At 66.3% G+C, this 25794-nt stretch carries 20 protein-coding genes; 10 read left to right on the forward strand and 10 right to left on the reverse strand.

Going from position 1 to position 25794, the window contains the following annotated elements:
* The first annotated feature begins 60 nt into the window (after positions 1–60).
* From TFU_RS01390 to TFU_RS01410, 5 genes are read left to right on the forward strand one after another with little or no spacing between them, the layout of a single operon-like run.
* Entirely contained in the window at positions 61–1215 is a 1155-nt protein-coding gene (locus TFU_RS01390; protein ID WP_011290727.1) for an ABC transporter ATP-binding protein, read from the forward strand.
* A gap of 53 nt (positions 1216–1268) precedes the next feature.
* Complete coding sequence (locus tag TFU_RS01395; RefSeq protein WP_011290728.1) at positions 1269–2507, forward strand: polyamine ABC transporter substrate-binding protein; 1239 nt, start codon at positions 1269–1271, stop codon at positions 2505–2507.
* Between the two features lie 6 nt (positions 2508–2513).
* A complete protein-coding gene (locus TFU_RS01400; RefSeq protein WP_011290729.1) occupies positions 2514–3377 on the forward strand; it encodes an ABC transporter permease in 864 nt (287 codons plus the stop codon).
* Entirely contained in the window at positions 3374–4198 is an 825-nt protein-coding gene (locus TFU_RS01405) for an ABC transporter permease (protein WP_011290730.1), read from the forward strand. Before TFU_RS01400 ends, TFU_RS01405 begins: the two co-directional genes overlap by 4 nt.
* A gap of 39 nt (positions 4199–4237) precedes the next feature.
* Positions 4238–5659 carry an NAD(P)/FAD-dependent oxidoreductase gene (locus TFU_RS01410; RefSeq protein WP_011290731.1) on the forward strand — a complete coding sequence of 474 codons (1422 nt, stop codon included), beginning with the start codon at positions 4238–4240 and terminating at the stop codon, positions 5657–5659.
* Positions 5660–5707: 48 nt separating this feature from the next.
* Here TFU_RS01410 and TFU_RS01415 read toward each other — a convergent pair whose 3' ends face one another.
* Both TFU_RS01415 and TFU_RS01420 read right to left on the reverse strand, forming a co-directional pair.
* Complete coding sequence (locus TFU_RS01415) at positions 5708–6328, reverse strand: response regulator (protein WP_011290732.1); 621 nt, start codon at positions 6326–6328, stop codon at positions 5708–5710.
* Between the two features lie 2 nt (positions 6329–6330).
* Positions 6331–10551 carry a HAMP domain-containing protein gene (locus TFU_RS01420; protein ID WP_011290733.1) on the reverse strand — a complete coding sequence of 1407 codons (4221 nt, stop codon included), beginning with the start codon at positions 10549–10551 and terminating at the stop codon, positions 6331–6333.
* Positions 10552–10843: 292 nt separating this feature from the next.
* Between TFU_RS01420 and TFU_RS01425 the strand changes: the two genes are divergently transcribed.
* On the forward strand, positions 10844–13075 hold the full coding sequence (locus tag TFU_RS01425) for a SpoIIE family protein phosphatase (protein ID WP_011290734.1): 2232 nt from the start codon (positions 10844–10846) through the stop codon (positions 13073–13075).
* A 61-nt stretch (positions 13076–13136) separates the two neighbouring features.
* On the opposite strand, the gene TFU_RS01430 is transcribed toward TFU_RS01425, so the two are convergent.
* The 5 genes from TFU_RS01430 to TFU_RS01450 all read right to left on the reverse strand — a co-directional run bounded on the left by TFU_RS01430 (position 13137) and on the right by TFU_RS01450 (position 18236).
* Positions 13137–13742: a response regulator transcription factor gene (locus TFU_RS01430; RefSeq protein ID WP_011290735.1), complete on the reverse strand. Its 606-nt coding sequence runs from the start codon at positions 13740–13742 to the stop codon at positions 13137–13139.
* Positions 13739–15010, reverse strand: a complete 1272-nt coding sequence (locus TFU_RS01435) for a sensor histidine kinase (protein WP_011290736.1) — start codon at positions 15008–15010, stop codon at positions 13739–13741. Before TFU_RS01435 ends, TFU_RS01430 begins: the two co-directional genes overlap by 4 nt.
* Positions 15011–15082: 72 nt before the next feature.
* Positions 15083–15940, reverse strand: a complete 858-nt coding sequence (locus tag TFU_RS01440; protein WP_011290737.1) for an ABC transporter permease — start codon at positions 15938–15940, stop codon at positions 15083–15085.
* Positions 15941–15972: 32 nt separating this feature from the next.
* Positions 15973–16947 carry an ABC transporter ATP-binding protein gene (locus TFU_RS01445; RefSeq protein ID WP_011290738.1) on the reverse strand — a complete coding sequence of 325 codons (975 nt, stop codon included), beginning with the start codon at positions 16945–16947 and terminating at the stop codon, positions 15973–15975.
* 137 nt (positions 16948–17084) lie between these two features.
* Positions 17085–18236, reverse strand: coding sequence for a GAF domain-containing protein (locus TFU_RS01450; RefSeq protein ID WP_011290739.1), 1152 nt, complete (start codon positions 18234–18236; stop codon positions 17085–17087).
* Positions 18237–18463: 227 nt separating this feature from the next.
* Here TFU_RS01450 and TFU_RS01455 point away from each other — a divergent pair, with 227 nt between their 5' ends.
* Together TFU_RS01455 and TFU_RS01460 are read left to right on the forward strand one after the other, a co-directional pair.
* Positions 18464–19213: a GAF and ANTAR domain-containing protein gene (locus tag TFU_RS01455; protein ID WP_011290740.1), complete on the forward strand. Its 750-nt coding sequence runs from the start codon at positions 18464–18466 to the stop codon at positions 19211–19213.
* A 262-nt stretch (positions 19214–19475) separates the two neighbouring features.
* Positions 19476–19847: an STAS domain-containing protein gene (locus TFU_RS01460; RefSeq protein WP_011290741.1), complete on the forward strand. Its 372-nt coding sequence runs from the start codon at positions 19476–19478 to the stop codon at positions 19845–19847.
* Between the two features lie 197 nt (positions 19848–20044).
* On the opposite strand, the gene TFU_RS01465 is transcribed toward TFU_RS01460, so the two are convergent.
* A complete protein-coding gene (locus TFU_RS01465; protein ID WP_011290742.1) occupies positions 20045–21286 on the reverse strand; it encodes a glycosyltransferase in 1242 nt (413 codons plus the stop codon).
* 1324 nt (positions 21287–22610) lie between these two features.
* Here TFU_RS01465 and TFU_RS01470 point away from each other — a divergent pair.
* Positions 22611–23375, forward strand: a complete 765-nt coding sequence (locus TFU_RS01470) for a PP2C family protein-serine/threonine phosphatase (RefSeq protein WP_011290744.1) — start codon at positions 22611–22613, stop codon at positions 23373–23375.
* Between the two features lie 64 nt (positions 23376–23439).
* Here TFU_RS01470 and TFU_RS01475 read toward each other — a convergent pair whose 3' ends face one another.
* Together TFU_RS01475 and TFU_RS01480 are read right to left on the reverse strand one after the other, a co-directional pair.
* Complete coding sequence (locus tag TFU_RS01475) at positions 23440–24072, reverse strand: copper resistance CopC family protein (RefSeq protein WP_011290745.1); 633 nt, start codon at positions 24070–24072, stop codon at positions 23440–23442.
* 208 nt (positions 24073–24280) lie between these two features.
* Positions 24281–24547, reverse strand: coding sequence for a WhiB family transcriptional regulator (locus TFU_RS01480; RefSeq protein ID WP_011290746.1), 267 nt, complete (start codon positions 24545–24547; stop codon positions 24281–24283).
* A gap of 741 nt (positions 24548–25288) precedes the next feature.
* Between TFU_RS01480 and ectA the strand changes: the two genes are divergently transcribed.
* Positions 25289–25774, forward strand: coding sequence for a diaminobutyrate acetyltransferase (ectA, locus tag TFU_RS01485; RefSeq protein ID WP_016188112.1), 486 nt, complete (start codon positions 25289–25291; stop codon positions 25772–25774).
* Positions 25775–25794 lie beyond the last annotated feature (20 nt).

A 25794-nucleotide genomic window follows, 5' to 3' on the forward strand; every position in this document is an offset into this window, starting at 1 on the left:
GAGGTCGGCGGGCCTTCGGGCCCGCCGCAGAGTACGACCCCCACCAAAGGACCCCCGACTATGGCGACCACGACGGAAAAAACACCGGCCGCGCCTGGCGTAGTAGCGACAGAGAGCAACCAGGCAGTCCCCGCCATCAGTCTGGAAAAAGTCAGCAAGACCTACCGATCCGGGCAGGTCACCACCACCGCGGTCGAATCCATCGACTTGGAGATCCGTCAAGGGGAGTTCTTCTCCCTGCTCGGGCCTTCCGGTTGCGGCAAGACCACCACCATGCGGATGATCGCCGGCTTCGAGGAGCCCACTTCAGGAGTCGTGCGCCTGTCCGGTAAAGACGTCACCGGGGTTCCCCCGAACCGCCGCGACGTCAACATGGTCTTCCAAAGCTACGCCCTGTTCCCGCACATGACCGTCGCGGAGAACGTGGCCTTCGGACTGAAACGCAAGAAAGTCCCCGCGGCCGAGATCCGCACTCGGGTCGCTGAAATGCTCGAACTCGTCGAGTTGGGGGACCGGGCCAAGTACAAGCCCAGGCAGCTTTCTGGGGGTCAGCAGCAGCGTGTCGCACTGGCCCGCGCCCTCGTCAACCGGCCGAGCGCACTCCTGCTCGACGAACCTCTCGGTGCTCTTGACCTGAAACTGCGCCAGGCCATGCAGTTGGAGCTCAAACGCATCCAACGCGAGGTCGGCATCACCTTCGTCTACGTCACTCACGACCAGAGTGAAGCGTTGACCATGTCCGACCGCATCGCCGTCATGAACAAGGGCCGGATCGAACAGCTCGGCACGCCAGCGCAGATCTACGAGACCCCCGCGACCCGGTTCGTGGCCGGGTTCATCGGCACCTCCAACATCCTCACCGGGACCGCGCAGCGGGTCTCTGACACTCTCGTCCGCATTGACTACGGCGGCGACCAGCACGTCCTCGCGAACACCCCGCAACAAATGTCGGATTTGGGGCTCGTAATTACCGTTCGTCCTGAAAAGATCCGACTTGGGAAAGATGTGCCGGATGCCAATGTAAGCCGCATTCGCGGTACGGTGCGTGAGGTTGTCTATTTGGGAGCAACGACGCACTACACTGTGCGAACGGTTGACGACACCGACATCGTGGTGTTTCAACAGAACTCCTCCGACGCCAGCAACCTCGCAGATCACGGAGACACCGTGTGGCTGTCCTGGCGTCCCGAGCACTCTTACGTGCTTCCAGGCTGAACAGTTCAGCCGTTCCTCTGCACCATCCCCCCTAACTCAGGAACGACGGCACCGTGCGTAGAAAACACACCATCAATCCTGCTGTGCTGCGTGGCTTCACCCAGCGTCGTGTGAGCCGCCGCGACACCTTCAAACTCGCTGGTCTTTCCGCTGCCGCCCTGGCGCTCGCCGGCTGCGGTATCGAGGGACAGGGCCAGCAGTCCACCACCTCGGAGAACTTCTGGAACGGGAAGGAAAGCAACGGCAAAGTCCGCTTCGTCAACTGGCCGCTCTACATGGACCCCGAAAAGCCGGAGCTCAAGCGGTTCACCGAGCAGACCGGCATCGAGGTCGAATACAGCGAGGCCATCCAGGACATGCCGTCGTGGTTCGGAGAGATCCAGCCGCTCCTGGCCAACGGCGACGACATCGGCGCCGACCTCATGGTCATCAGCAACGGGCAGGAGCTCACCAAGCTCATCGCACTGGGCTACCTCGCCCCGCTGAAGCGCGACCAGTTGACGAACTTTGCCGAGTTCGCCGACGAGTTCTACACGATGTCGGCCTACGACTACGGCAACCAGTACACCGTTCCCTACGCCTCGGGGATCACCGGCATCGCCTACGACCCCGAACGGGTCGGACGCGAAATCACCTCCATCAAGGACCTGTGGGACCCCGAGTTCAAGGGACGGGTCGGCATGATGCGCGACCCGCAGGAGATCTCCAACTTCGCGCTGCTCTACAACGGTGTCGCTCCGGAAGACTCCACCCCCGAGGACTGGGAAGCCGCTGCCGAAGTCCTGAAGAAGCAGCGCGACGACGGGATCGTGCGTGCCTACTACGAGCAGGACTACATCCAGCCGCTCACCAACGGCGACATCTGGATCACCATGGCCTGGTCCGGTGACATCTACCAGGTCAACGCCGAAGAAGGCACCAACCTCAAGTTCGTTATCCCCGAAGAGGGCGCCACGCTGTGGACGGACAACCTGACGATCCCGATCACGGCGCAGAACCCGGTCGACGCCCTCATGCTCATCGACTTCTTCTACGACCCGGACATCGCCGCGAGCCTCACCGAGTACATCAACTACATCTGCCCGGTGCCGCACGCGAAGGAAGTACTGCTCGACCGGGCCGCGGAACTCGACGGCGAAGACAGAGAAGCCCTCGAAGAGCTGGCGAACAGCCCCCTCGTCTTCCCCTCCGAGAGCGACTACGCCAGACTCCACAACTACGTGGTGTTGGACGTGGAAGCCGGGGAAGACGAAGAATTCAACTCCATCTTCCAAGCGGTGACCCACGCTTAGGGAACCATGACACGGTTGCTGAACAGGGCCGCCCCCTACCTGCTGGCGCTGCCCGCCTGGATCTGGCTAGGTCTCTTCTTCGTAGTGCCGATCGTCGGCCTGCTGTGGATGTCCCTGATGACCGGAAACATCATCGTGGGGTTCCAGCAGACCTTCAACGTCGGCATCTACCCGGAAGTGATCACCACCTACTGGGAGCACATCCTGCGCTCCCTCGGGTATGGACTGGCCGCCACCCTACTGTGCATCGCCATCGGCTACCCGGTGGCCTACTGGATCGCCTTCCACGGTGGCGCCCACAAGTCCACCTACCTTCTCCTCCTCCTACTTCCGTTCTTCGTGACCCAGGTGCTGCGCACCATCTCCTGGAAGTTCCTGCTTGCCGACGACGGCCTGATCCTGGGGACGCTCAAAGCCATCCACCTGCTGCCGCAGGATGCGCGCGTCCTCAGCACCTCGATCGCGGTCATCTTCGGACTGGCATACACCTTCCTGCCGTTCATGGTCCTGCCGATCTACGCGGTGCTGGAACAGGTGGACCACAGGGTCGTGGAAGCCGCCTACGACCTGTACGCGTCCCGATTCCACGCGTTCGTCCACGTGATCCTGCCGATGTCCCTGCCCGGTGTCTTCGCCGGCGTCCTGCTGGTCTTCGTGCCTAGCAGCGCCGACTACGTCACCGCATGGGTGCTCGGCGGCACGCACAACACCATGATCGGCAACGTCATCCAGTCGCAGTACTTGGTCAACAACGCGTACCCGACCGCCGCGGCCATTACCTTCGTGCTGATGTCGGTCCTGCTCATCGGGATCTTCAGCTACGCCAAGGCGCTGGGGACTGAACGGGTGATGGAGGTGCAGGCGGGATGAGCGCCACAGCCACCAAGGCCGAAGCAACCGTGTCCCGTCGCCAGCGGCGGCCCAGGATCACACTGGGCAAAGTGTTCACCTGGGCCGTCCTGGTCTGGCTGTTCCTGCCCATCGCGGGCATGATCGCCTTCAGCTTCAACGACATCAGCGGACGCCACAACGTCACCTGGCAGGGCTTCACGCTCAAGTGGTACGGCAAGGCGTTCGTCTACCCGGACCTCAACCAGGCGCTGTTCAACACCCTGCTCATCGGGTTCGCCACCATGCTCATCGCCGGAATCACCGGCACCCTGCTCGGCTTGGCGATGGGCCGCTACCGGTTCCGCGGGCAGCAGGCCAGCAACCTGGTGATGTTCGCCGCGATCTCCGCACCCGAAGTCGTCATCGGCGCGTCACTGCTGTCGCTGTTCATCGCCCTCAACCTGACCCTGGGCATGACCACCGTGATCATCGCGCACGTCATGTTCAGCATCTCGTTCGTGGCGATCACCGTGCGGGCCCGGGTCATGACCATGGACCCCAGCATTGAGGAAGCCGCGCGCGACCTCGGCGCGGACAGTTGGACCACGTTCCGGCTGGTGACCTTCCCCATGCTGTTCCCCGCAATCATGGCGGGCGGCCTGCTGGCGTTCGCGCTGTCAGTGGACGACTTCATCATCACCAGCTTCGTCAGCGGCGACCTCACCACCTTCCCGCTGTGGATCTGGGGTTCCACCCGTGTCGGCATCCCCCCGCAGGTCAACGTGATGGGCACGCTGATCTTCGTGGTGGGTGTGCTGCTCGCCATCACCAACATCATCCTCGCCCGGCGGCGCTCCTGACCTGGGCGCCGACCCTCCCGACGAGAAGAGGGATATCCCGTGTCCGCTCTCGCACGTCTGGCCGCTGCCGCACTCGCCGACGCCAAACCCACGGTGTTCTGGCAGGACCCCCAGGTCGCGGGCCACACGGTTCCCGAACCGGAACCGGAGCTGCGGGGACACATCACCACCGATCTGGCTGTGGTCGGCGGCGGCTACAGCGGCCTGTGGACTGCGCTGCTCGCCAAAGAACGCGACCCTGACCGGGACGTCGTGCTGCTGGAAGCACGCACCGTGGGATGGGCGGCGTCCGGCCGCAACGGCGGCTTCTGCGAGTCCAGCCTCACCCACGGCCACGCCAACGGGGTGGAGCGGTGGCCCGACGAAATCGCCGAACTGGAACGGCTGGGCCACGAAAACCTCGACCGGATCGCGGAGGCCGTGGCACGGTACGGCATCGACTGCGAATTCGAACGCACCGGTGCCATCATCGCCGCCACTGAAGAGTGGCAGCTCCCCGGGCTCCGCGAAGACGCGCAGCGGATGCGGGACCTGGGCTACGACGTCGTCGACCTGGATGCCGCCCAGATGCGGGCCGAAGTGAACTCGCCTACCTACCTCGGCGGCATCTACGACCGTGACGGGGTGGCCATGCTGCACCCCGCCAAACTCGCCTGGGGGCTCCGCGAAGCATGCCTGCGCTTAGGCGTGCGGATCTTCGAGCACACCCCGGTGCGGGCGATCCGCTCCGAACCCGGTCGGCTGCGGCTGGAAAGCCGCCACGGGTCCGTGCGGGCCCGGCAGGTAGCGTGGGGGACGGGCGCGTTCCCCGGTCCGCTCCGCCGCATCCGCCACTTCGTCGCCCCCGTGTACGACTATGCGCTGATGACCGAGCCGCTCACCACCGAGCAGCGGGAAGCGATCGGCTGGGCCAGCCGCGCGGGCATGTCGGACGCGAGCAACCAGTTCCACTACTACCGGCTCACCGCGGACAACCGCATCCTGTGGGGCGGCTACGACGTCATCTACCACTACGGCGGCAAAGTGCGCCCCGAGTTCCACCAGCGGCCGGAGACCTTCCAGAGGCTGGCGGAGCACTTCTTCACCACGTTCCCGCAGTTGGAAGACGTGCGGTTCACCCACAAGTGGGGCGGGGTGATCGACACGTGCAGCCGGTTCTGCGCCTTCTTCGGCACCGCGTACGGGGGACGGCTCGCCTACGCCGCCGGTTTCACCGGGCTCGGTGTGGGGGCGACCCGGTTCGGTGCCGAAGTCATGCTGGACCGGCTCGCCGGGGTCGAGACCGAACGCACCCGGACCGCGATGGTCCGCAGCAAACCGATCCCGTTCCCGCCCGAACCGCTCCGCTACCTCGGGATCGAGCTGACCCGCCGCTCGATCGCGGCAGCCGACCGCAACGGCGGCCGCCGCAACCTCTGGTTGCGCGCCCTGGACGCGGTCGGAATGGGATTCGACAGTTGATCAGGCCGCCCCGGCCACGGCCCGCCGCCGCGGGGAGGCGGTCCGGCATCACCGCTGTGGCCGCAGTGCCTGCACCAGCCGGGTGAGCCGCTGGGTCGGGGCGTCCAGTTCCTGGACCATGTCCAGCACCCGCTGGTCGCCGGCGGACCGCTCCCGCACCTCTTCCAACGTGTCGTTGAGTTCGTTGACCAGCGCTGACAGCTCAGCAACCACCATCTCCACGCCGGCGGCGCTGGAGGACAGGTCCCGGCGCAGCAGCTCGGTCTGGCTGTGCAACTGCCGCTTCAGCCGGTCTAACTCCAAGAACACTTCGACCTTGGCACGCAGCAGCCACGGGTCCAGCGGTTTGGTCATGTAGTCGACAAACCTGCTGGCATATCCCCGGAACACCCGGTGGCGGTCGATCCCCTCCGCGGTGAGGAAGATGATGGGGATGTCCTTGGTCTTCTCCCGCTGCTTGATGTGCGTCGCGGTTTCGAACCCGTCCATCCCCGGCATGACCACGTCGAGCAGGATCACCGCAAAGTCCCGTTCGAGCAGTGCCTTCAACGCGGCCTCACCTGAGTTCGCACGGACCAGGTTCTGGTCCAGCGAGCTCAGGATGGCTTCGAGGGCGGTGAGGTTCTCCTCGCGGTCGTCGACGAGGAGGATGTTGGCCTTGTAGGACACGGTCACTGCTCCCGGCTTGTGCTGTTGTCACTCTTACCGCGATCCAACCACCGCCGCATGACATTCAGCAGGTGGTCGAGATCCACGGGCTTGCTCACATAGTCCGAGGCTCCCGCGGCCAGACTGTTCTCCCGGTCGCCCCGCATCGCCTTGGCCGTCAGCGAAATGATCGGCAAGTCCGCGAACTGCGGCATCTCCCGGATCATGCGGGTAGTGGCGTCACCGTCCAACTCGGGCATCATGATGTCCATCAACACCAGGTCGATGTCCTCGTTGGCTTCCAGCTTCGCGATCCCCTCCCGGCCGTTGTCCGCGTAGAGCACTTCGAGGCCGTGCGCTTCCAGCGCGCTCGCGAGCGCGAACACGTTCCGGATGTCGTCGTCGACGATGAGCACCCGCTTGCCCGCCAACACGTCGTCCTGCTGGGGGCCGCCCGCGGCCTGCGGCACGGACTCTGCGGTCAGCACCGGCACGTAGGGCTCGTCCTCGGACGAGGCGAGCGGATCGGTGTCCGCGGCCTTGGGCCCGGGCGTTTCCGTGGGCAGGACGACCGTGTCCGTGGGCCTGTCGAACGAGGTCACCACGTCCGCGTCGCTGAGCGACCGGTACATCCGCTCAGACGTGCCCTCAGGCAGCCGCACCGGCAGCAGGAGGGTGAACGTGCTGCCTTCCCCCACGGTGCTCGACACGCGGATCTCCCCGCCGAGCAGTTCCGCCATGTTGCGGCTGATCGACAGCCCCAGGCCGGTGCCGCCGAACCGGCGGCTCGTGCCGCCGTCGCCCTGGTGGAACGCTTCGAAAATCAACTGGAGCTTGTCCTCGGGGATACCGATCCCGGTGTCGATCACGGAGAACGCGATCACTTCGTCGGGGTCGGTGAACGTGTCCACGTCGATGTCCTCCACGGCCCACGCCGGTTCGATCACCAGCCGTACCTCGCCGCTGCTGGTGAACTTCACGGCGTTGGACAGCAGGTTGCGCAGCACCTGCTGGAGCCGCTGCTCGTCCGTCCACAACTGGTCGGGGACGTCCGGGGACACCTCCACCGCGAACGCCAGTCCCTTTTCGCTGGCCAGTGGACGGAACGACGCCTCCACGTAGTCCACCAGCTGGCTGATGGACACGTGGCTCGGGTTCAGCTCCATCCGCCCGGCCTCAACCTTGGACAGGTCGAGGATCTCATTGATGAGCTGCAGCAGGTCACTGCCGGCCTTGTAGATGGTCTGCGCGAACTCCACCTGCTTGGGGGTCAAGTTCTTCTCGCTATTGTCGGCCAGGAGCCGCGCGAGGATCAGCAGGCTGTTGAGCGGGGTACGGAGCTCATGCGACATGTTCGCCAAGAACTCCGACTTGTACTTGGAGGACACCTGCAACTGGTGCGCCCGGTCCTCCAAGGACCGCCGGGCTCGCTCGATCTGCCGGTTCTGCAGTTCGATCGCGCGGTTCTGGCTGGCCAACTGCCCCGCCTTGCTGTGCAGTTCCGCGTTCTTGCGGCGCAGCTCCTCCTGCTGGCGCTGCAGCTCGTTGGAGCGCTCCTGCAGCGCGGTCGTCAACTGCTGCGACTGGGCCAGCAGGTACTCGGTCTTGGAGTTGGCCAGGATAGTGGTGATCGTGGCGCTGAGCAGGCTGACCAGCTGTCGCAGGAAGTTGAGATGGATCTCCCGGAACGTGCCGTAGGAGCCCAGTTCGATCACGCCGAGCACCCGGTCTTCCGACACGATCGGGAAGATGGCGAGGCTCAACGGAGGCGCCTCGCCCAGTCCTGATTCGATCCGCACATAGTCGCCGGGGACGTTGTGGACGATCAGCTCCTTGCGCTGCGCAATAGCCTCCCCGGCCAGTCCCTGGCCCGCGGTGATCCGGCGGCGCTCCTCACTCGGCTGGTAGCCGTAGCCGGCGTAGAGCCGGAAGGTCTCGGTGTCGTTCTCGTCCTCCGGCAGGTAGCAGGCGCCGTGCTGGGCGTCCACGAGCGGGGTCACCTCGGTCATGATGAGGCGTGCCAGCTCGTTGAGGTCGCGGCGCCCCTGGAGGAGGCCGGACAGCCGCGCCAGGTTGCTCTTCAACCAGTCCTCGTCCCGCTGGGCCGCGGTCGTCTCCCGCAGGTTGGACACCATCAGGTTGACGTTGTCCTTCAACGTGGCCAGCTCCCCGCGGGCGCTCACCTGGATCGACTGGGTCAGGTCGCCGCGGGCCACCGCGCTCGCCACCGACGCGATCGCCCGCACCTGCGTGGTGAGGTTCTTCGCCAGCTCGTTGACGGAGTCGGTGAGGTCCTTCCACACCCCCGACACGCCGGCCACTTTCGCTTGGACGCCGAGCTTGCCTTCAATACCCACTTCGTGGCCGACCCGCGTGACCTCCAACGCGAACGTGGACAGCTGGTCGACCATCGTGTTGATGGTGTCCTTCAACTCCAGCATCTCGCCTTGGGCGTCCACGGTGATCCGCTTGGTGAGGTCGCCGCGGGCCACCGCCGTCGTCACCTGGGAGATGTTGCGCACCTGAGTGGTCAGGTTGTGCGACATGGAGTTGACGTTGTCGGTGAGGTCTTTCCAGATGCCGGAGACGCCTTTGACGTTGGCGCGGCCGCCGAGCTTGCCTTCGGTGCCGACTTCGCGCGTCACCCGGGTGACTTCGTCGGCGAAGGTCGACAGCTGGTCGACCATCGTGTTGATGGTGTCCTTCAACTCCAGGATCTCGCCCTTGGCGTTGACCGTGACCTTTTTGGTGAGGTCGCCGCGGGCCACCGCTGTCGTCACCACGGAGATTTGCCGCACCTGGTGGGTCAGGTTGTTGGCCATGGAGTTGACGTTGTCGGTGAGGTCCTTCCACACCCCCGACACGCCGCTCACATGCGCCTGGCCGCCGAGTTTGCCTTCGGTGCCGACTTCGCGCGCCACCCGGGTGACTTCGTCGGCGAACGCGGACAACTGGTCGACCATCGTGTTGACGGTGTCCTTCAACTCCAGGATCTCGCCCTGGGCGTCCACGGTGATCTTCTTCGTCAGATCTCCTGCCGCCACCGCCGACGTCACCTGGGAGATGTTGCGCACCTGGTGGGTCAGGCTGTCCGCCATGGAGTTGACGTTGTCGGTGAGGTCTTTCCAGATGCCGGAGACGCCTTTGACGTTGGCGCGGCCGCCGAGTTTGCCTTCGGTGCCGACTTCGCGCGCCACCCGGGTGACCTCGTCGGCGAAGGTCGACAGCTGGTCGACCATGGTGTTGACGGTGTCTTTGAGCTGGAGCATTTCGCCTTGGACGTCCACGGTGACCTTTTTGGTGAGGTCGCCGCGGGCCACCGCCGTCGTCACCTGGGAGATGTCCCTCACCTGGTTGGTGAGGTTGTCGGCCATGGAGTTGACGTTGTCGGTGAGGTCTTTCCAGATGCCGGAGACGCCTTTGACGTTGGCGCGGCCGCCGAGTTTGCCTTCGGTGCCGACTTCGCGCGCCACCCGGGTGACCTCGTCGGCGAAGGTCGACAGCTGGTCGACCATGGTGTTGACGGTGTCTTTGAGCTGGAGCATTTCGCCTTGGACGTCCACGGTGACCTTTTTGGTGAGGTCGCCGCGGGCCACCGCCGTCGTCACCTGGGAGATGTCCCTCACCTGGTTGGTGAGGTTGTCGGCCATGGAGTTGACGTTGTCGGTGAGGTCTTTCCAGATGCCGGAGACGCCTTTGACGTTGGCGCGGCCGCCGAGCTTGCCTTCGGTGCCGACTTCGCGCGCCACCCGGGTGACCTCGCCCGCGAACTCCGACATCTGGTCCGCCATCCGGTTCACCGACGTGGCGAGCCGCAGCAGGTCGCCGTGGAGCTCCCCGTGCCGGCTGGCCAGATCCACCCGCTGTGAAAGGTCGCCGTTGGCCACCGAGTCCAGAATCCGCGCCACCGCGGTCACCGGCTCACTGACCTCGTCGAGCATCTGGTTGAGCGCCCGCACGCTCTGGCCCCAGGAGCCACGGGCCGGACTGATCGAGACACGTTCGGACAGCCGCCCGTCCGTGCTGACCGTTTCACTGACCCACTGCACTTCGTTGCTCAACTGCTCGCACTGGTCGAAGACCTCGTTGAGCACGCGGGCGACTTCGCTGAACCTGGTCGCACCACGGGGGGAGAGCCGCACGGTGAAATCCCCGTCGCGCATCCGGTAGAGCGCGTCAAGCAAGGCATCCAATTCGCTTTCGGTCAGGGTCCGGTTCTTCATCCTGGGCATCAACCTGGGCATCAAATCCCCTCCTCCAGCGGCTGAAGCATTGGCTGCGTGCGTCCAGGCGTGCGGCGTCACCCAAGAGAGTCCGGCCTCAGAGTTCCCCCACGACCGCGATGCACTACGTTAATCAGACACCTGATCATTACTATGACGTTTCGGCAGCGTGGGGGAATTTCACCACCCGGAACAAACCGGCCCAAGCATCCGGTTCCGATGCTGTCCAGAACTGGGCAGCGCCGCCTATTCTCGCAATAGGTCGGCATATTCGATAGTCCGCTCCGCCCGCTGAAAGATCCACGGCTGCGCCATGCCACACAGTGTCACGAAAACCGTCCGCCGAGAGTTCTCACCCACCCCGGAAACGGTGGGGGAGGCACGCACGTTCGTCAAAGACACACTGCAGCACTGGGAGGTGCAGCGGAGCGCAGACGAGATCGTCCTGCTGACCAGCGAACTCGTCACCAACGCGGTCGTCCACGCGAAGACGACCCTGGAACTCACCGTAAGCCTGATCGGCAGCGATGTCGAGGTGGTGGTCGCCGACCGGGTGCCGCATCAGGCGCTGCCCAAAGCCGGTCCCCTCCGTGTCGTCCTCTCCTCAGACGAGGACAGCCGTGGCGGCCTGGGCCTCGCTTTAGCGGAGGCGATCGCCGACACGTGGGGAGTCAGCTACAGCAGGGACGACAAAGCAGTCTGGTTCCGGATCTCGACTCAGGAACGCACTAAAGAAACCGCACGCTCCTCCTTGTCGCCGCCGCGGAGCATCCGCAGCCACCCACGCTCCAGCCCGCCGGAACCGTGGGCGCGCCTCGACGCGTTGCTCTCCGCACGGCTGTCCCCCTCGGAACTCCTGGAACGGATCGTGGAGCACGTCCGCGTGGTGCTCGGCGGAGACGCCGCCTATATCGCGCTCGCCACCGCCGACCACACCGAATGGGAGATGGCTGCCGCGGTCGGACTCTCCGCAGGCCCGTGGCGGCCGTTCCGCAGCCGCATCGAAGAGACTTTCCCCGCTGCCACCCCGGAAGCCCGGCCGATGATCAACGACGACTTGATGATCGCCAGCGCCCACCGGGGAGTGCTCGCCGCCGCAGGAATGCGGTCCCTGGTCACCGCACCGCTCAGTGTCGACGGCAGGATCACCGGGCTGATCGGGGTCGCTTCCCGCCGGGTCCGCCACTTCGGGAAGAACGCGGCCCGCCGCCTCCAAGAAGCCGCTGACCGGATCGCCCTCACCGTGGAACGCGCCCGCCTCGCCCAAGTGGAAATCCACCGGCGGGCCGCGCTCAGTTTCCTCGCCGAAGCCAACGACCTGCTGTCCGGGACGCTCGACGAGCAGATGACCGCGGCGCTCGCCGCACAGCTCAGCACGTCGCGGCTGGGCCACTGGTGTGTGGTGCACACGGTCGACGAGCTGGGCACCCACCAGTTGGCGTTCGCCATGCACCGGGACGAGAACGTCACCGACATCCTCCGCGACCTGGTGACCGCGCTCATGCCTGAAGAGCGGCGGGACCCTGGGCCGCTGTGGCCGGTCGAGAAAGTGGTCGCGGCCGGCCTGGGGGACGAGCTCAGCCTGGAGCTTGCCCAAGGGCCGGGGATCAGCCTGCCGCTGACCGCGTACGGCCGCATCCTGGGCCGGATCACGATCGGGCGGGACGTCGGCGAAGACTTCCCGAAAGAGGACGTGGACCTCGCCGCCGACCTGGCCCAGCGGGTCTCCTCGGCCATGGAGAACGCGCGGCTGTATTCAGCGCAGACGTCCATGAGCGAAGCGTTGCAGCGCAGCCTGCTACCCGCCCGGGAGAAGCAGCCCGTGGTTCCCGGCGTGGACTACGCGGTGTTCTACCAGCCCGCTGGGGAGCGCACCGTGGTGGGCGGGGACTTCTACGACCTGTTCGCCACTGATGGGCGCTGGTGTTTTGCGATCGGGGACGTGTGCGGGACCGGCCCGGAGGCCGCCGCCGTCACCGGACTGGCCCGGCACACGCTGCGTGCCCTGGCCCGGGAAGGCTTCTCCCCCGCGCACATCATGCACCGGCTCAACTTCGCGATCCTGGAAGAAAGCCTCACCATCCGGTTTTTGACCATGCTGTACGGGGAGATGACCCCGATCGGGCCGAACGCGGAACGCGGGATGCACATCCGGCTCGTCTCCGCCGGGCATCCACTGCCGCTGCGGTTGAACCGCCACGGCGAGGTCACCACGCTGGCGACCTCTCAACCGCTGCTGGGGGCTTTCGAGGACGTGGAGTTCTTCACCGAAACCGTGGAGGTGGAGCCCGGCGATGTCCTGCTCGCGGTGACCGACGGGGTTACCGAGCGGCGCAACGGCGACGAGATGCTCGGCGATGAAGGACTGGTGGAGATCTTCTCCCGGTGCTCTGGGTTGACCGCGCAGGCGGTCATCTCCCGTATCGGCCGGGAACTGGAGGCGTTCGCGCCGGGCGGGCACACCGACGACACGGCGATGCTTGTGCTGCGGTTCCTCGAACCTCGCCCTGCGGAGCAGCAGGAGCGGATGCTGCTCGGCGGGTGAGGAGTCCCGCGCAGGTCCGCCGCCTAGCGCGGAGGTATCGGCTGGAAGGCCAGCGGCAGGGTCACAGCCAGCCCATCGCATTGGCTTTGCGGATCGCCGCGATGCGGTTGGCCTCCCCCAGTTTGGAGATCGCGCTCGACAGGTAGTTGCGCACCGTGCCTTCGCTCAAGTGCAGGGTGCGGGCGATAGCGGCGACCGACGCCCCGGTCGAGGCGGCGCGGAGGACGTCGATCTCCCGGGCAGTGAGCGGATTCTCCCCGGCCATCATCGCGTCGGCTGCAAGCTCAGAGTCGATGAAACGCCCCCCGCGGTACACGGTGCGGATCGCCCCGGCCAACTGGTCGACGGGCGCGTCCTTGGCGAGGAACCCCCGCGCCCCCGCGGCCAGCGCACGGCGCAGGTAGCCGGGGCGGCCGAAACTCGTGAGGATGAGAATGCCGCAGGAGGGGACCTCCTGGTGCAGTGCGGCTGCGGCCTCCAACCCGGTCATGCCGGGCATTTCCACGTCGAGCACCGCAATGTCCGCGCGGTGCTTCACCACTGTGGCCACCACTTCGTCGCCCCGGCCCACTTCCGCGACGACTTCCACGTCGTCTTCCAAGTTGAGCAGCGTGGCGATCGCGCCCCGCACGAGGCGCTCGTCGTCAGCGAGGACCACTCGGATCATGCGACAGCTTTCTTCTCCTGGGTTTCCCTGACCGGCTCCTCGACGGAGGCGGGGACGGGCAGGACCGCGCGCAGCAGGAAGCCGCCGTTGCAGGTGTGGCTCGCGGTGAGAGTGCCGCCGGCGGAGGCCACCCGCTCCGACAGGCCGGTCAGCCCGTTGCCGAACCTGGTGGCTTTCCCGGCGCGCACCCCGTCGTTGTACACCTCCACCACCCAGGTGCGGTCTTGGCGGGAGAGCGTGATGTCGCAGCGCTGTGCGCTGCTGTGCCGCAGCACGTTCGTCGCCCCCTCCCGGACAAGCCACGCGATCAAGGACTGGGACTGCGCTGGGATGTCCGCGGGGTTGCCCGTGACCGTGGCGGAGACCCCCGCAGCCAGCAGCACGGAGCGCACGCTCGCCAGTTCGTCGGCCAGGTTCACGGCGCGGTATCCGCTGACGGCGGCCCGCACCTCGCGCAGTGCTTCCCGGGCGATCCGCTGCACTTCGGCCATTTCTGCCGCGGCGCGCTCCGGGTCGCTCCGGGCAAGCCGGGCGGCGAGCTCGCTTTTCACTGCAATACCGGACAGGCTGTGGCCGAGAAGGTCGTGCATGTCCCGGGCGAACCGCAGCCGTTCCTCACTGACCGCGAGCCGGGCCCGCGCCTCCCGCGCCAGGGTGGCTTCGCGGGCGACTTCCCACAGCCACACCACCGAGAAGCTCCCTGCCGCGTTGAGCAGCGCCATCGGAAGGTTGAGGATGATGAACGCCAGCGCGACCACGGACGGCTGCGAGGACAGGACCAGGGTGTAGCTGATGAGGAAGCCGACGACGGCCGTGGACAAGAGGACTGCGGTGCGGCGCGGGATGACGAGGATCGCTGCCGACCACCACGTGGCCACGATCGCAACGGAGAACACGGTCACGTCCATGACCGAGACCAGGGCGAGGAGCACTCCGAGCGACCAGTAGAGCAGCGCAGGGGGACAGGAGCGCCGCCCGTTGATCCGGCAGCGGACAAGAAGAACGGTGAGCACGGCCACGGCCCCGGCCAGCACGAGGAGGAGCGCCGCATACCAGGGCAGCGTCATCCCGGACCAGGAGAGCGGCCCCCACTGCACCTCCTCCGGGGAAGTGAACGCCAGCTCCACCTGGACCAGCGCCATCACCAGGATGAAGACGGCGTACAAGGCTACGCAGATGAGCACGAACCAGCGGGTGATCCGCAGCCGTCGCATGCTGCGTTCGTCGGCTTGAGGTATGTCGGACCAGTGGGAGGGCGATCGTGGCATGGGGAGCTCCTCTCATGGAGAGGGTAACGGCGGTCTGCTCCGAAGAGCAGAGCAGACCGCCGCAGTGGTCTCTCACTTGTTGACGCGCGGATCCCACTGGAAGATCCGCAGCAGCAGGGTGAGGAGCACCATCCAGGCGACCAGGATGAGCAGGGAGGGGCCGGCAGCCAGCCACAGGTCCACGCCCGTGGCCGCTTCCGCGTTCGAAATCCCGTCGAACAGGTCGTAGCCGAGGTAGGCGGACTGGGCGAGTCGGACCGCAGGCAGCATGGGGAGCAGGCCGATCGTCATCGCGATGCCGTCCGGCAAAAGATCCACGGGGACGAACAGGCCGCTCAGCATTATCAGGAGGAAGAACGGCACCATCGAGATGATCTGCGCGCTTTCGCCGTTGCGGGCGAAGTTGGCGATCAGCACCCCCAGCAGCACCATGACGACGGTGGTCAGCGCGAGGGACACCAGGAAGAGGACCGGGGCTGTCGGGAAGACTTCCTTGAGCGCGGCGAGGAGAGCCGCGACCAGCACGGTCTGCACGACGACGACACTGAACACGGACAGGACCGTGGAGGTGAAGATCGCGGCCGGGGTGACCCCGGAGACGCGGAGCCGTTTGAGGATCAGCCGTTCCCGGCGGATCGCGTAGACGTTGGGGACGTGGGAGAGCCCGACGGTGAGGGCGGCGATCGGGAAGAACCAGGTCAGCGACAGGACGGTGGTGTCCACGCCGGGCAGCACGTCGTAGGGTTCGAAGACGGACAGGGGAAGCAGGAAGATCAGCGGCAGGGCAGCCGAGTACAACGCCATCTGGTACCGGTAGAAGAGGGTGAACTCGGTGCGGGTGAGGCGCAGGGCCTGCCGCAGGACACTGACGGGTTTCCGCGGCGTCTGCGAGTCGGACGCCGGGGGAGTGGCGGCGGTGGCCGTGGTCATGAGGGCTCCTCTCCAAGCATGGGACGGTCGGGTCAGAGGTCCACCAGGTCGGTGACGTCTCCTTGCGCGACGGCGAGGAACACGTCTTCGAGGGAGGCGGGACGGGACTCCAGCCGTTCAAGGTCCAAAGAGCGCTCTTCTGCCCACTTCAGGAGGGGGAGGAGTGCGTGGTGGGTGCGGGTCGCGGGGTCAGTGCCGGTGGTGACCGTGTACACCGCCCACTGGTGGTCGCCGCGGACGTCGATGGTGAGTTCAGCCCCGGGGAGCTCCGGCAGTTCCCGGGAGCGGATGTGGGAGGGCAGACGGAAGCTGATCCGGTCGCCCCACTGGGAGACCACTTCGCTGACCGTGCCCGAGACCCGGATTTCCCCGCGGTGCATGATGGCGAGCCGGTCGGCGAGCCGTTCTGCTTCCTCCAGGTAGTGCGTGGTGAGTACGACAGCTGCGCCGCGCGCCACCTGGCTGCTGATGATCTTCCAGGTTTCCCGGCGCATTTCCGGGTCCATGCCGGTGGTGGGCTCGTCGAGGAAGAGCACGTCGGGGCGGGTGAGAATCGCTAGCCCCAGGTCGAGGCGGCGCCGTTCTCCACCGGACAGCGAGCGGACCGTGTTCCGGGCTTTGTCGGCCAGCACCACGGCCTCCAGCACTTCGGCGGTGTCCATGGGGTCGTCCGCCAGGTCCCGGGCCAGTTCGATGCTCTCCGTGACGGTGAGCTCTTCGAACAGTCCACTGTGCTGGAGGACCGCGTTGACCCGGGGACGCAGCTCCGGAGGCTGGCCGAACGGGTCGATCCCGAAGATCCGCACCGACCCGCGAGTGGGGCGGCGGAAGCCTTCGAGGGTTTCGATCGTGGTGGTTTTCCCTGCTCCGTTGGTGCCCAAGAGGGCGAACAGTTCGCCGGGGGCGACCGTGAACGAGACGCCCCGGACAGCTTCGAAACTGCCGTAGGACTGGTGGAGGTCGCTCACGTGGATGGCGACGCTGCGGTTCTGAGACGTCGTGTTCATGGTTCAAGCGTCGCGCGATCCGCCAGTCCGGGGTAGGCGCCTCTGTCACGGCTCCCCGGTGAAAAACCCACGGCAGTGGGGTTGACAAATGTCAAATCCCGAGGTCAGGAAGGGTTTTTGTCGGCAAGCCCTCGGGGTTAGGCCTTGGCGAGGGCCATCCCGATGTGCTCGCCGATCTCTTCGAGCAGCCCTTGGTCGGCTAACCGGAAAGAGGAACGGTTGCTGCACCGGATCAACGTGAGGGCTCCGTACACCACGTCGTCGTGGTCGCGCAGGGGAACGCAGAGCAGGGAGCGGGCCCGCAACGCGCTCAGCACCGGAAGGCCGTCCAGCGTGGCGCCGAATTCTGTCTCGTCGTCGATGAGCTGCCGGAGCACGGTTTTACTGGTGGTGAGGACCTCGCGCGGCAGCGGTGCAGCGTCCGGCTCCAGCGAGCGCACCAGCCCGTTCAGCTCGGATCCGGAGGGGCCTGCGACAGCGGTGCGGCGGAGCCGGTCCGGTTTTCCGGGGGCCTCGCACAGGTCGATGACCACCCAGTCGGCGTAGGAGTCGGCGAGCAGCGCGGCTGCTTCGTCGAGGACGAGCGGGGTCCCTGTCCGGCTCGACCCTACGCTGCGCAGCAGGAGTCGGGTCATCCGGGTGAGCACGTCCAGCCGCCGGGCGGCGAGCACCACGACCTGGTCTTCAACTTCGGTCTCCAAGGGGGCGGGGCCGGTGTCGCTGCTGGGATGCAGGGAGGGGGACATGGCGACCAGCAGCAGCGGGTTGGGTTCGCTGGGGACGTCGAGGCGGCTGATGGTCAACCGGACGTCTTCGACGTAGCCGCGCCGGGCCAGCCGCGAGTCGAACGATGCGGTCTCCCCGCCCTGGGAGACCGCGGCCTGCCAGCTGCGGAGCGCGGCCCGGGATCGCAGGTCCACGAAGATGGAGAACGGTTTGCCTGCCAGGTAGCCGGGCGTGCTGTCCAGCAGTTTCGCGCCCATGGCGTTGATCCGGCGGATGTAGCCCTCGTGGTCGAGCAGGACCACCGGGATGCTGAGTTCGTGGAAGATGGCGCGGAGCAGGGTCCGCTCGTTGTCGTTGCGGCGCACGGTCGCCGGACTGACGAGGGTGGCCAGGCGTTCTCCACATTCCCGCAGGAGCCGTTCGGCGAATCCGAGTTCGGCCAGCGCGGCTTCCGCGGTGGTGGCCCCGTCGTCCGGGTACATCGCGTGCGTGGCCCGCAGTGCGGCGATCCGGTCGCGCAGTTCCGCGATCGCGTCTTCTAGTTTCGCGAGGTGCTCCGGCACGCTGCGGCTCCCGATTCCGTTCCCCGGCTGTCCGGCAGGATGGCGTTGATGCGTGGAACCGTACCCTGAAACACGGCCGCCGTTAGGTGAATCTTTACGAGGAATTGGGCGAAAAAACGGGTGGCAGTCCCAACGTCAGGAGCGCTATGCAGGTCTTCGGAGTGGCTACTGTGACAAAGTGAGGCGGCGATGCTGCCTCCTCAGAGGGGGAGGGAGGCAGAGGAGCGATGTGGGTCGAACGCTTGGCGCGGGGCATTGGCGAGCTGGCCCAGATCGTGGACGGTGCCCGGGACCGGGTACTGGATCAGGTCAGCCAGCTCATGGTGCGGCACGTGCCCGAGTGCTCCGCGGCGCTCGTGGTGGTGTGGCGCGACACGCACCCTGAGGAGCGCGACCCCAGCGTGGACTTCAAGGGGCGCCACGTGGTCGTGGACTATGCCGCCTCCCACTCCGACCTCGCCACTGCTTTCGAGTACCAGTACGAAACAGGTCAGGGGCCGACCGTGCAAGCGGTTCGGGAACGTCACACTGTCGTGGTGGCGGACATTCTGAGGGATGAGCGGTGGCCGGAGTATCCCAGTATGGCCGTCCAGTGCGGGGACCACTCTTCGATCACTTATCCGTGCGATCTCGACGGTGAGATTTTGACGCTCGGTGTCCACACCTGCCGGGGGAACCGCCTCTCCCCGGACACCATGGTGCTGCCGCTCGCCATGCTCGCCGAGCATGTGGTCACCACCCTGCGCAGCCTCGGCCGGGATGCCGACGCGCTGCGGGAGGCCGTGCACATGCGCCGGGCGATGTCTGCACGCACGGTGATCGACCAGGCCAAGGGGATCCTCATGCACGCGCGCGGGCTCACCTCGCAGCAGGCGTTCGAGGAACTGCGCAAAGTGGCTCAGCGCAACGGGATGAAAGTCACGGACGTCGCCCAGCAGCTCATGGCGGAACAAGCCCTCAGTAATGGCCGCCGGTGAATAAAAAGCGGACAGATTGGGCACGAAGGTGACCCAGTCCGGTTTCCCGGGCGTGCAAAAGTGACAATCCTCAACGATGGGATGTACCGGTGGCGACACAAAGCGACGGAGCGTAGCTTCCGCTCTGTTTGATCCCGCTGCGAGCGCTAGGGTTGCCGCTGGAATCCCAGATCGGCCAATTCCACAGCCCGCGGCTTTCCCGCAAACGGCTGCGAAAAGGCCAGAGGTGTCGCAGCAGCGGCGGTCAGGGTGGGCGAGAGACGTGAGCGCGGAATTCGATATTGCGACCAGGACTGAGGGGGACGTGGTCGTTGTCGCCCCCAAGGGAGACCTGGATGCCGGCACTTCCCAGGTGTTGGCTGAGACCCTGGAGACCGTGATCGGGGCAGAGGAGTCCTGCCGGGGGATCGTCCTGGACTTCTCCGAGGTGGCGTCCTGCGATTCCCGGTGCATCGGCGTGCTGCTCGCCAGCTACCGGCATGCCCGAGACCGCGGAATCGGCCTGGTGGTGGCCTCTTCCCAGGGAATGGTGCGGCGACTGCTCATGATCGCGGGCATTGACCAGGTGATCGCCTTGGAAGAAGATGTGGCGCGCGCGGTCGCGGGGATGCGTGCCGCGGAAGCACCGCGGTGACCGGCCCCGGTCCGCCTGCCGCTGCAGTGCAGCCGTGGCAGGCGTGAGACCGCGCAGCCCGCGGGCCGGTCGGCGGCAGCGGAACGGATGCGGGACAGGGAACCTGGACGGCAGCCGTGCAGAGCACGGTGCCGCACGCGGCCGGGTGCATCCGGCGCGGAATGCTGCAGGCCGGCAGCGCGTGGCCGACGCATCCGCTAGGCGCCGTTTCCGGAGGCCAGCGGCAGTTCAGGAGTGGTAGGCAGCAGTTTCTGGTAGATCCGTTCGGTCTCCGCGGCAACTCGGGCCCAGGTGAAGCGGGACGCAGCGCGGTCAGCACCGGCAATCCCGTAGGCGGTGCGCTGGGTGGTGTCGGCAGCCAATTGCCGCAGGACGTGGGCGAGGGTGCTGGGGTGGGCGGAACGGAGGAGCACCCCGGTGGTGCCGTCGAGCATGGCCCCGGTGATGCCGCCCACGGCGCGGGCCACGACCGGGAGGCCGCAGGCCATGGCTTCGAGGACGGCACTGCCGTAGGGGTCGTAGAAGGCGGTGGAGACGAACACGTCGGCCGACCGCAGCATCCGGGCCAGGTCCCGGCGGGTGACCGCTCCGGTGAGCGTGACCTGGTCGTTGACGCCCGCCTCCTTGGCATGCCGTTCCAGGCGTTGGGCGTTCGGGTCGATCGCGAGGTGCTCGGGTGCAGGGTCGCCGACGATGAGCAGTTCCCCGTCCGGGAGGCGCGCCATCGTCCTGATCAGCGTGTCCACGCCGCCGAGTGGGTCCAGGCGGGTGACCGCGATGATCCGCAGCGGCCGCCCAGCTGCGGAGCGGCGCCGCTGCCACGGCCCGTGCGCGGCACCTTCGACGGTGAACTGGTCGGTGTCCACGCCGAAGGGGACGATGCACACGCGGCTGCGCGGCACGCCCATCCGGGCGAGTTCGAAGCGCTGGTCAGCGGAGTTGACGAGAACCGCTTTGGCGTGGTGTGCGAGCGCGGCCTCCAATCGGACCCGCTGCGGGTTGGCGGGCAGGCCCACCCGCTGCTCGCTGACGTTCAAGGAGTGGAAGGTTTGGACGACCGGGATGTCGCGTTCCAGGTCGCGGACCGCGGCGAGCGCGGCTAATCCGCTGCTCCACCCGAACGCGTGGATGATATCGGGAGGGTCGGCGCGCAACTGCTCGGTCAGTCTGCGGGCGAAGGTCCCGGTGTGTTCGATGTACTCCTGTTCACGCAGGGGGCGCCGCGGTCCGGCGACAATGGGCGCCACGACGACGCTGCGTCCCATGCGGGTGCGTTCGCTGGTCTGCGGGTCAGTGCATCGGGTGTGGATGGTCACCCGGTGGCCTAGGGCGGCCAGGTTCCGGGCCAGATGGCATAGGTACAGGCTTTCGCTGTCGGTGGGGTCACCCTTGTGTGCGGGAATCGGGGTGGCATGGGTGGCAATCAGAGCGATCTTCACGTGCGACTCCTCAGTGCAGCAGTCGGGTATGCCTGCTCTCCGCAGAGCGATGGGATGATGGTGTGGGAATCCGCGTCGGACTGTGCGCGGATGAGAGCACGCCAAGACGAGCCCGGCTGGGCGACTGCGTGGATTGCGGAACGAGAGAAAGCAGACAAGGGCAGACGCACAGCGATCACACCTTTAAACCGAGGTAAAAACACAAAAAGCGCTCGGCAAATACCGCTGGCAAAAGCCAGGTGCGAGCGCACAAAGGCAAAGGTGTGTCTGCGTCTTAGACACCCAACGTCCGCCATTCTGCCAGATCAGACAGGGGGCGACAAGCCCTGGCAGCCGTCTGTGGTATCCACTTCGCGGAAACAGCGTGCGGAATTCTCTGCTCTACCTGACCGGCGTTGTCTGCGCTGCGGCCGTCGTTGAGCTGGGCGGACCCCTCTGACCGAGACAGGAGGGCGCGGCAGGGGGAGGGGCAGAACGCGGGCTGCCCGCGTGGGCGGCGCGGAGGCAGAACCCTGGGGCATTCCGGTGGTTACCGGACCGTATTCTGAAGGGTGGACGGCATTGGCCTGCTGGTGACGTGCAGCAGTGCGCCTCTGGCACGGTCGGACCGGTGAGCGCGGCAGCTGGCCCCCGAGGGGAAGTTCCGCAACTTCCCCGCCCCGGCGATGACGCGTCGGCCCCTGTGCTCGGAGGGACAATGCCGGGAGGAGCGGCGAGAGGGACGGCGCCATGGAACGCGGAACTCCTCAGTTCCGCCGAGAACCTCAGCTACCGGTGGGAGCGGAACCGGGGATCGGGCCCCGGCAGAGACTCCACGGGTACGGACGCGGAACCCGCGGTCCGCTCCAGGGGATGCAGCGGCGCGGCTCCCGACTTCCCTGTCCTGCGGCGGTTCACCACGTAAGATTCCACCGCTTGGTGTCTTGCGCCACGGTAGCGGGGCAGGAAGGAAAAGCTGTCCAAAAAGGGGCGAACCTCCGTGCGTCGACGGGCATCACACACGCCGTAGGGAAACGAGCGGACAACAGAGTCCGCTGCGGTTCCCCTCCATGCGGACGGAGACGCACCGTCAGCGGGGAGACAGCGGTGGAAGAGGCGACGGTCGCTTCGTGTAGCGGTAACCCGCTGTCGGGAGCGACTACGGAGGTGACAGGCACGTGGGAACTGCGTACCAGCACGATTTCCGCCATGATGGACATGGATTTTGACCACGGCCGACCGTCCATCGGTACGGTTACATGATCATGCGCCTTGGCTACCGTCCAGCCGGGGCGCTGCTTGGCACTGTTCGGCTGTAATGCCGATGAAACAGGAGGTAGGGCGCATGGGTGTCGCTCGTGGGGCAGTCGAGGTTACAGTCCTCACGCACAGAGGCGCTGTCCGCCAGGCTAATGAGGATGCCGTGGTCATGGGTGCGCTCACGGTCGCGGGCGCCGAAATGAACGCTCCGGTGCACTGCTGGCTGCCCCTCGCTGATCCCGTCGTCGTCGCGGTCGCCGACGGTCTGGGAGGCCACGCCGCCGGTGAGATCGCCGCGGAGCACGCGGTCCACCGGATGGCGGAGAGTAGCGCCCAGTTGACCGGCCCGGAAGCGGTGGGTCTGCTGCTCAAACACATCGACGATGAGATCAAGGAGCATGCCGGGCAGCACGTGGAGTTCTCGGGGATGGGAACCACGGTCGCGGGGGTCCTGCTCACGCCCGACGCGAACTACTGGTTCAACGTTGGGGACTCCCGGACCTATCGCTTGAAGGGCTCCCAACTGATCCAGTTGTCCGAGGACGACTCCCCGGTGCTACCGCCGGGAGAGGACGGCCGTCCGGTCACGACGAACTACATCACCCAGTCGCTGGGCGGCAGCGGCAACTCGACCATCGTGCCGCACGTGGGCCAGGACACCGAGCCGGGGCCCGGTGCCTGGCTGATGTGCAGCGACGGGCTGTCCGACCTGGTTCCGCTGGAGGAGATGGAGCGCATCATCGCTGAAGCGGGCGATGACAACATCGCCGTCTACAACTTGTGGCAGGCTGCGATGAACGCGTCCGGTCGGGACAACATCAGCATCCTGCTGGTACGTCGCCACTCCTGACGTCTCGGATACGGGCACCGGTGACACCCCCTCCCGAAGGGGACAGGAGGGGGCGTGAGCGGTGTCAGTCTCCGGAGCCAGGACGGCGGCGCAGGCGGATGATGGTGATTGCGATCACCGCGATGACGCCGATTCCCAGGACGATTCCCAGGATCGCTCCGAGCGGACCGGAAAGACCCACGCCGGTTGTCGAGGTGCTGTCCTCGGACTCCGTCCCTTCAGTTTCCGCAGGGGCAGGCGTGGGCTCCTCTTCTTCAGGTTGTTCAGCAGCCGGGCTCTCGGTGGGCTCGGGGATAGCGGACTCGTCCACGGTGAACGTGAAGGTGTCCGAAAGCGGGTGGCCGTCGGCGGAGATGATCCGGTATTCGACGGTGTATTCGCCGGGCTGGGTGAGCGGTTCCAGGTCGATGGAGGCTTCCACCCCGTCGATGACGACATCACCAGAGGCGTAGTTGGTGCCGTCCGGGCCGGTGACGACGATCCCGTTGCCTCCCTCCAGCACTTCCGCGTTGAAGGTCAGCACTACCTTCTCGGGGAGAGAGTCGAGGGTGGCCCCGTCCTCGGGGGACGAGGAGACGAGGGTGTTGTGCGCGTGTGCCGTGGGGGCGACCCCCAGGGACAGAGCCAGGGCGGTGAGTAGACCTGTCACCAGCGCGATGATGCGACCGCCGGGGGATGAGGCGGAGAAGGCTGACATCGACTGAGGACCTTTCTGACGTCTCCACATAGCGGGCGGAAGAGGACGCGGCCGCAGTGGGCCGCAGTCGCGTCGGGAGGTGCCCGTTTTCTTTGACGTTACCCCGAATGCGGGACAACCGCGCCGCACCGCGGTTGTTGCAGCACAATGCGCGAGCCGCCAGGCCTGACCACCTGGCGGCTCGCGGAATCGTCGTTGTGTGGCAGAGTCAGTTCACCGTCAGCGACAGTTCCCTGCGGAGATAGCGGCGCTCCTCGGGGGTGGTCGCCCCCCACACCCCGTGTGCTTCACCGGCTCGCAGAGCCCACCGCAGGCAATCTCGGCGAACAGTACAACTGCGGCAGATGGCTTTGGCGAGTTCCACGGTTTCGCGTCCGGGGCCGGTGGTGCTCACCGGAAAGAAAAGCTCGGGGTCGTAGTTGCGGCAGGCTCCTTGCCGGACCCAGTCTTCGCTCTCGTGGTAAAGGCGGTTCACCGGGCGCCTCCGATCCTGGCTCGTGGCTCTAACTCCCCGGCAAAGGCGCGGGGATCGGGGCCCTGTCGCGGCTGGCTCTGACTCCAGTGGCCGTTATGTGGCTGTTGTCGTCACGCACGGTCGAGCGATCCGGCCGCGATGACAGGCGATGGGGCGCCGTAGCGCCTCTCGTCTCGACCGATTGTAGTACTACGGTAGGTCGTACTACGCAAAGTCCTAGAAAAGGTCCCCCAAACGCCCCCTCAGAGAGCGTGGGCGCGCTCTCCTTGGTCCAGGCCAGAAAGCCCTGCGGGGCAGGGAAATCGGCGGTGCGGCGGCGCCGTGATTGATCAGTCCTTTGCACCGAATTGGTGTGAGCTAATTCACCCTTAAAGTTCCCTTGGATTTTTCTCAGGGAAGGGTGCTAGCCGTATTTCCTGCTCTGCGGCGTCCTCTCTCGCCGGGGTCGTAAAGATCTGACCAAACCCTGGGGTATCGCCTGGTGAGGCTCCCGAACGCCCCCGGGGGCAGTGGTCGCGGAAGCGGAGAAGCGTGGTGGCGCAGAGTAGCCATGAAGGCAAAGGGAGCTGTCCTACCCGGCAGTAAGAGGACCGAAACATCACCCCGAATTTTCGCGAAAAACCTGCTCAGAAACGTTCGCTAGGGTCCATCGACGTGTTTGGACAGCAAGCCCCTTCCGAGGACCGACATAGCTCAGATACGGAAAGTAACCATTCGCTCAAGGCGGGCGAGGCCGCTGACGTGGCCCTCGAACCGCCCACACTCGACGACGGCCGACAGCTGTGGGCCCTCGCCAGGATCTCCGACCTGGACGTGAACTCCCCCTACGCCTACGTGCTGTGGTGCCGCGACTTCGCCGCCACATCGCTCGTCGCCCGCGACAGCACCGGCACGATCCGAGGTTTCGTCACCGGATACGTGCGTCCCGACGCGCCCGACACCTACTTCCTCTGGCAGGTCGCGGTCGACCCCGCGTTCCGCGGGCGCCGCCTGGCCCGCCGGATGCTCGACCGCATCAGCTCCTGCATCACCGAGCGCGGCATCCGCTACCTCGAAGCCACCGTCACCCCTGGCAACACGGCATCCCGAGCACTGTTCGCCTCTTTTGCCCGTGCCCGGTCCGCTGCCCTCTCCTGGACTCCGCTGTTCGACCGCGGACATTTCCCGGCAGAACTCCCCGAGCAGCACGAACCCGAAGACCTCGTCCGGATCGGTCCGCTGCGCTGACCCCTCGACACCGCTCGGGC

This window comes from Thermobifida fusca YX, assembly GCF_000012405.1.
Taxonomy (GTDB): domain Bacteria; phylum Actinomycetota; class Actinomycetes; order Streptosporangiales; family Streptosporangiaceae; genus Thermobifida; species Thermobifida fusca.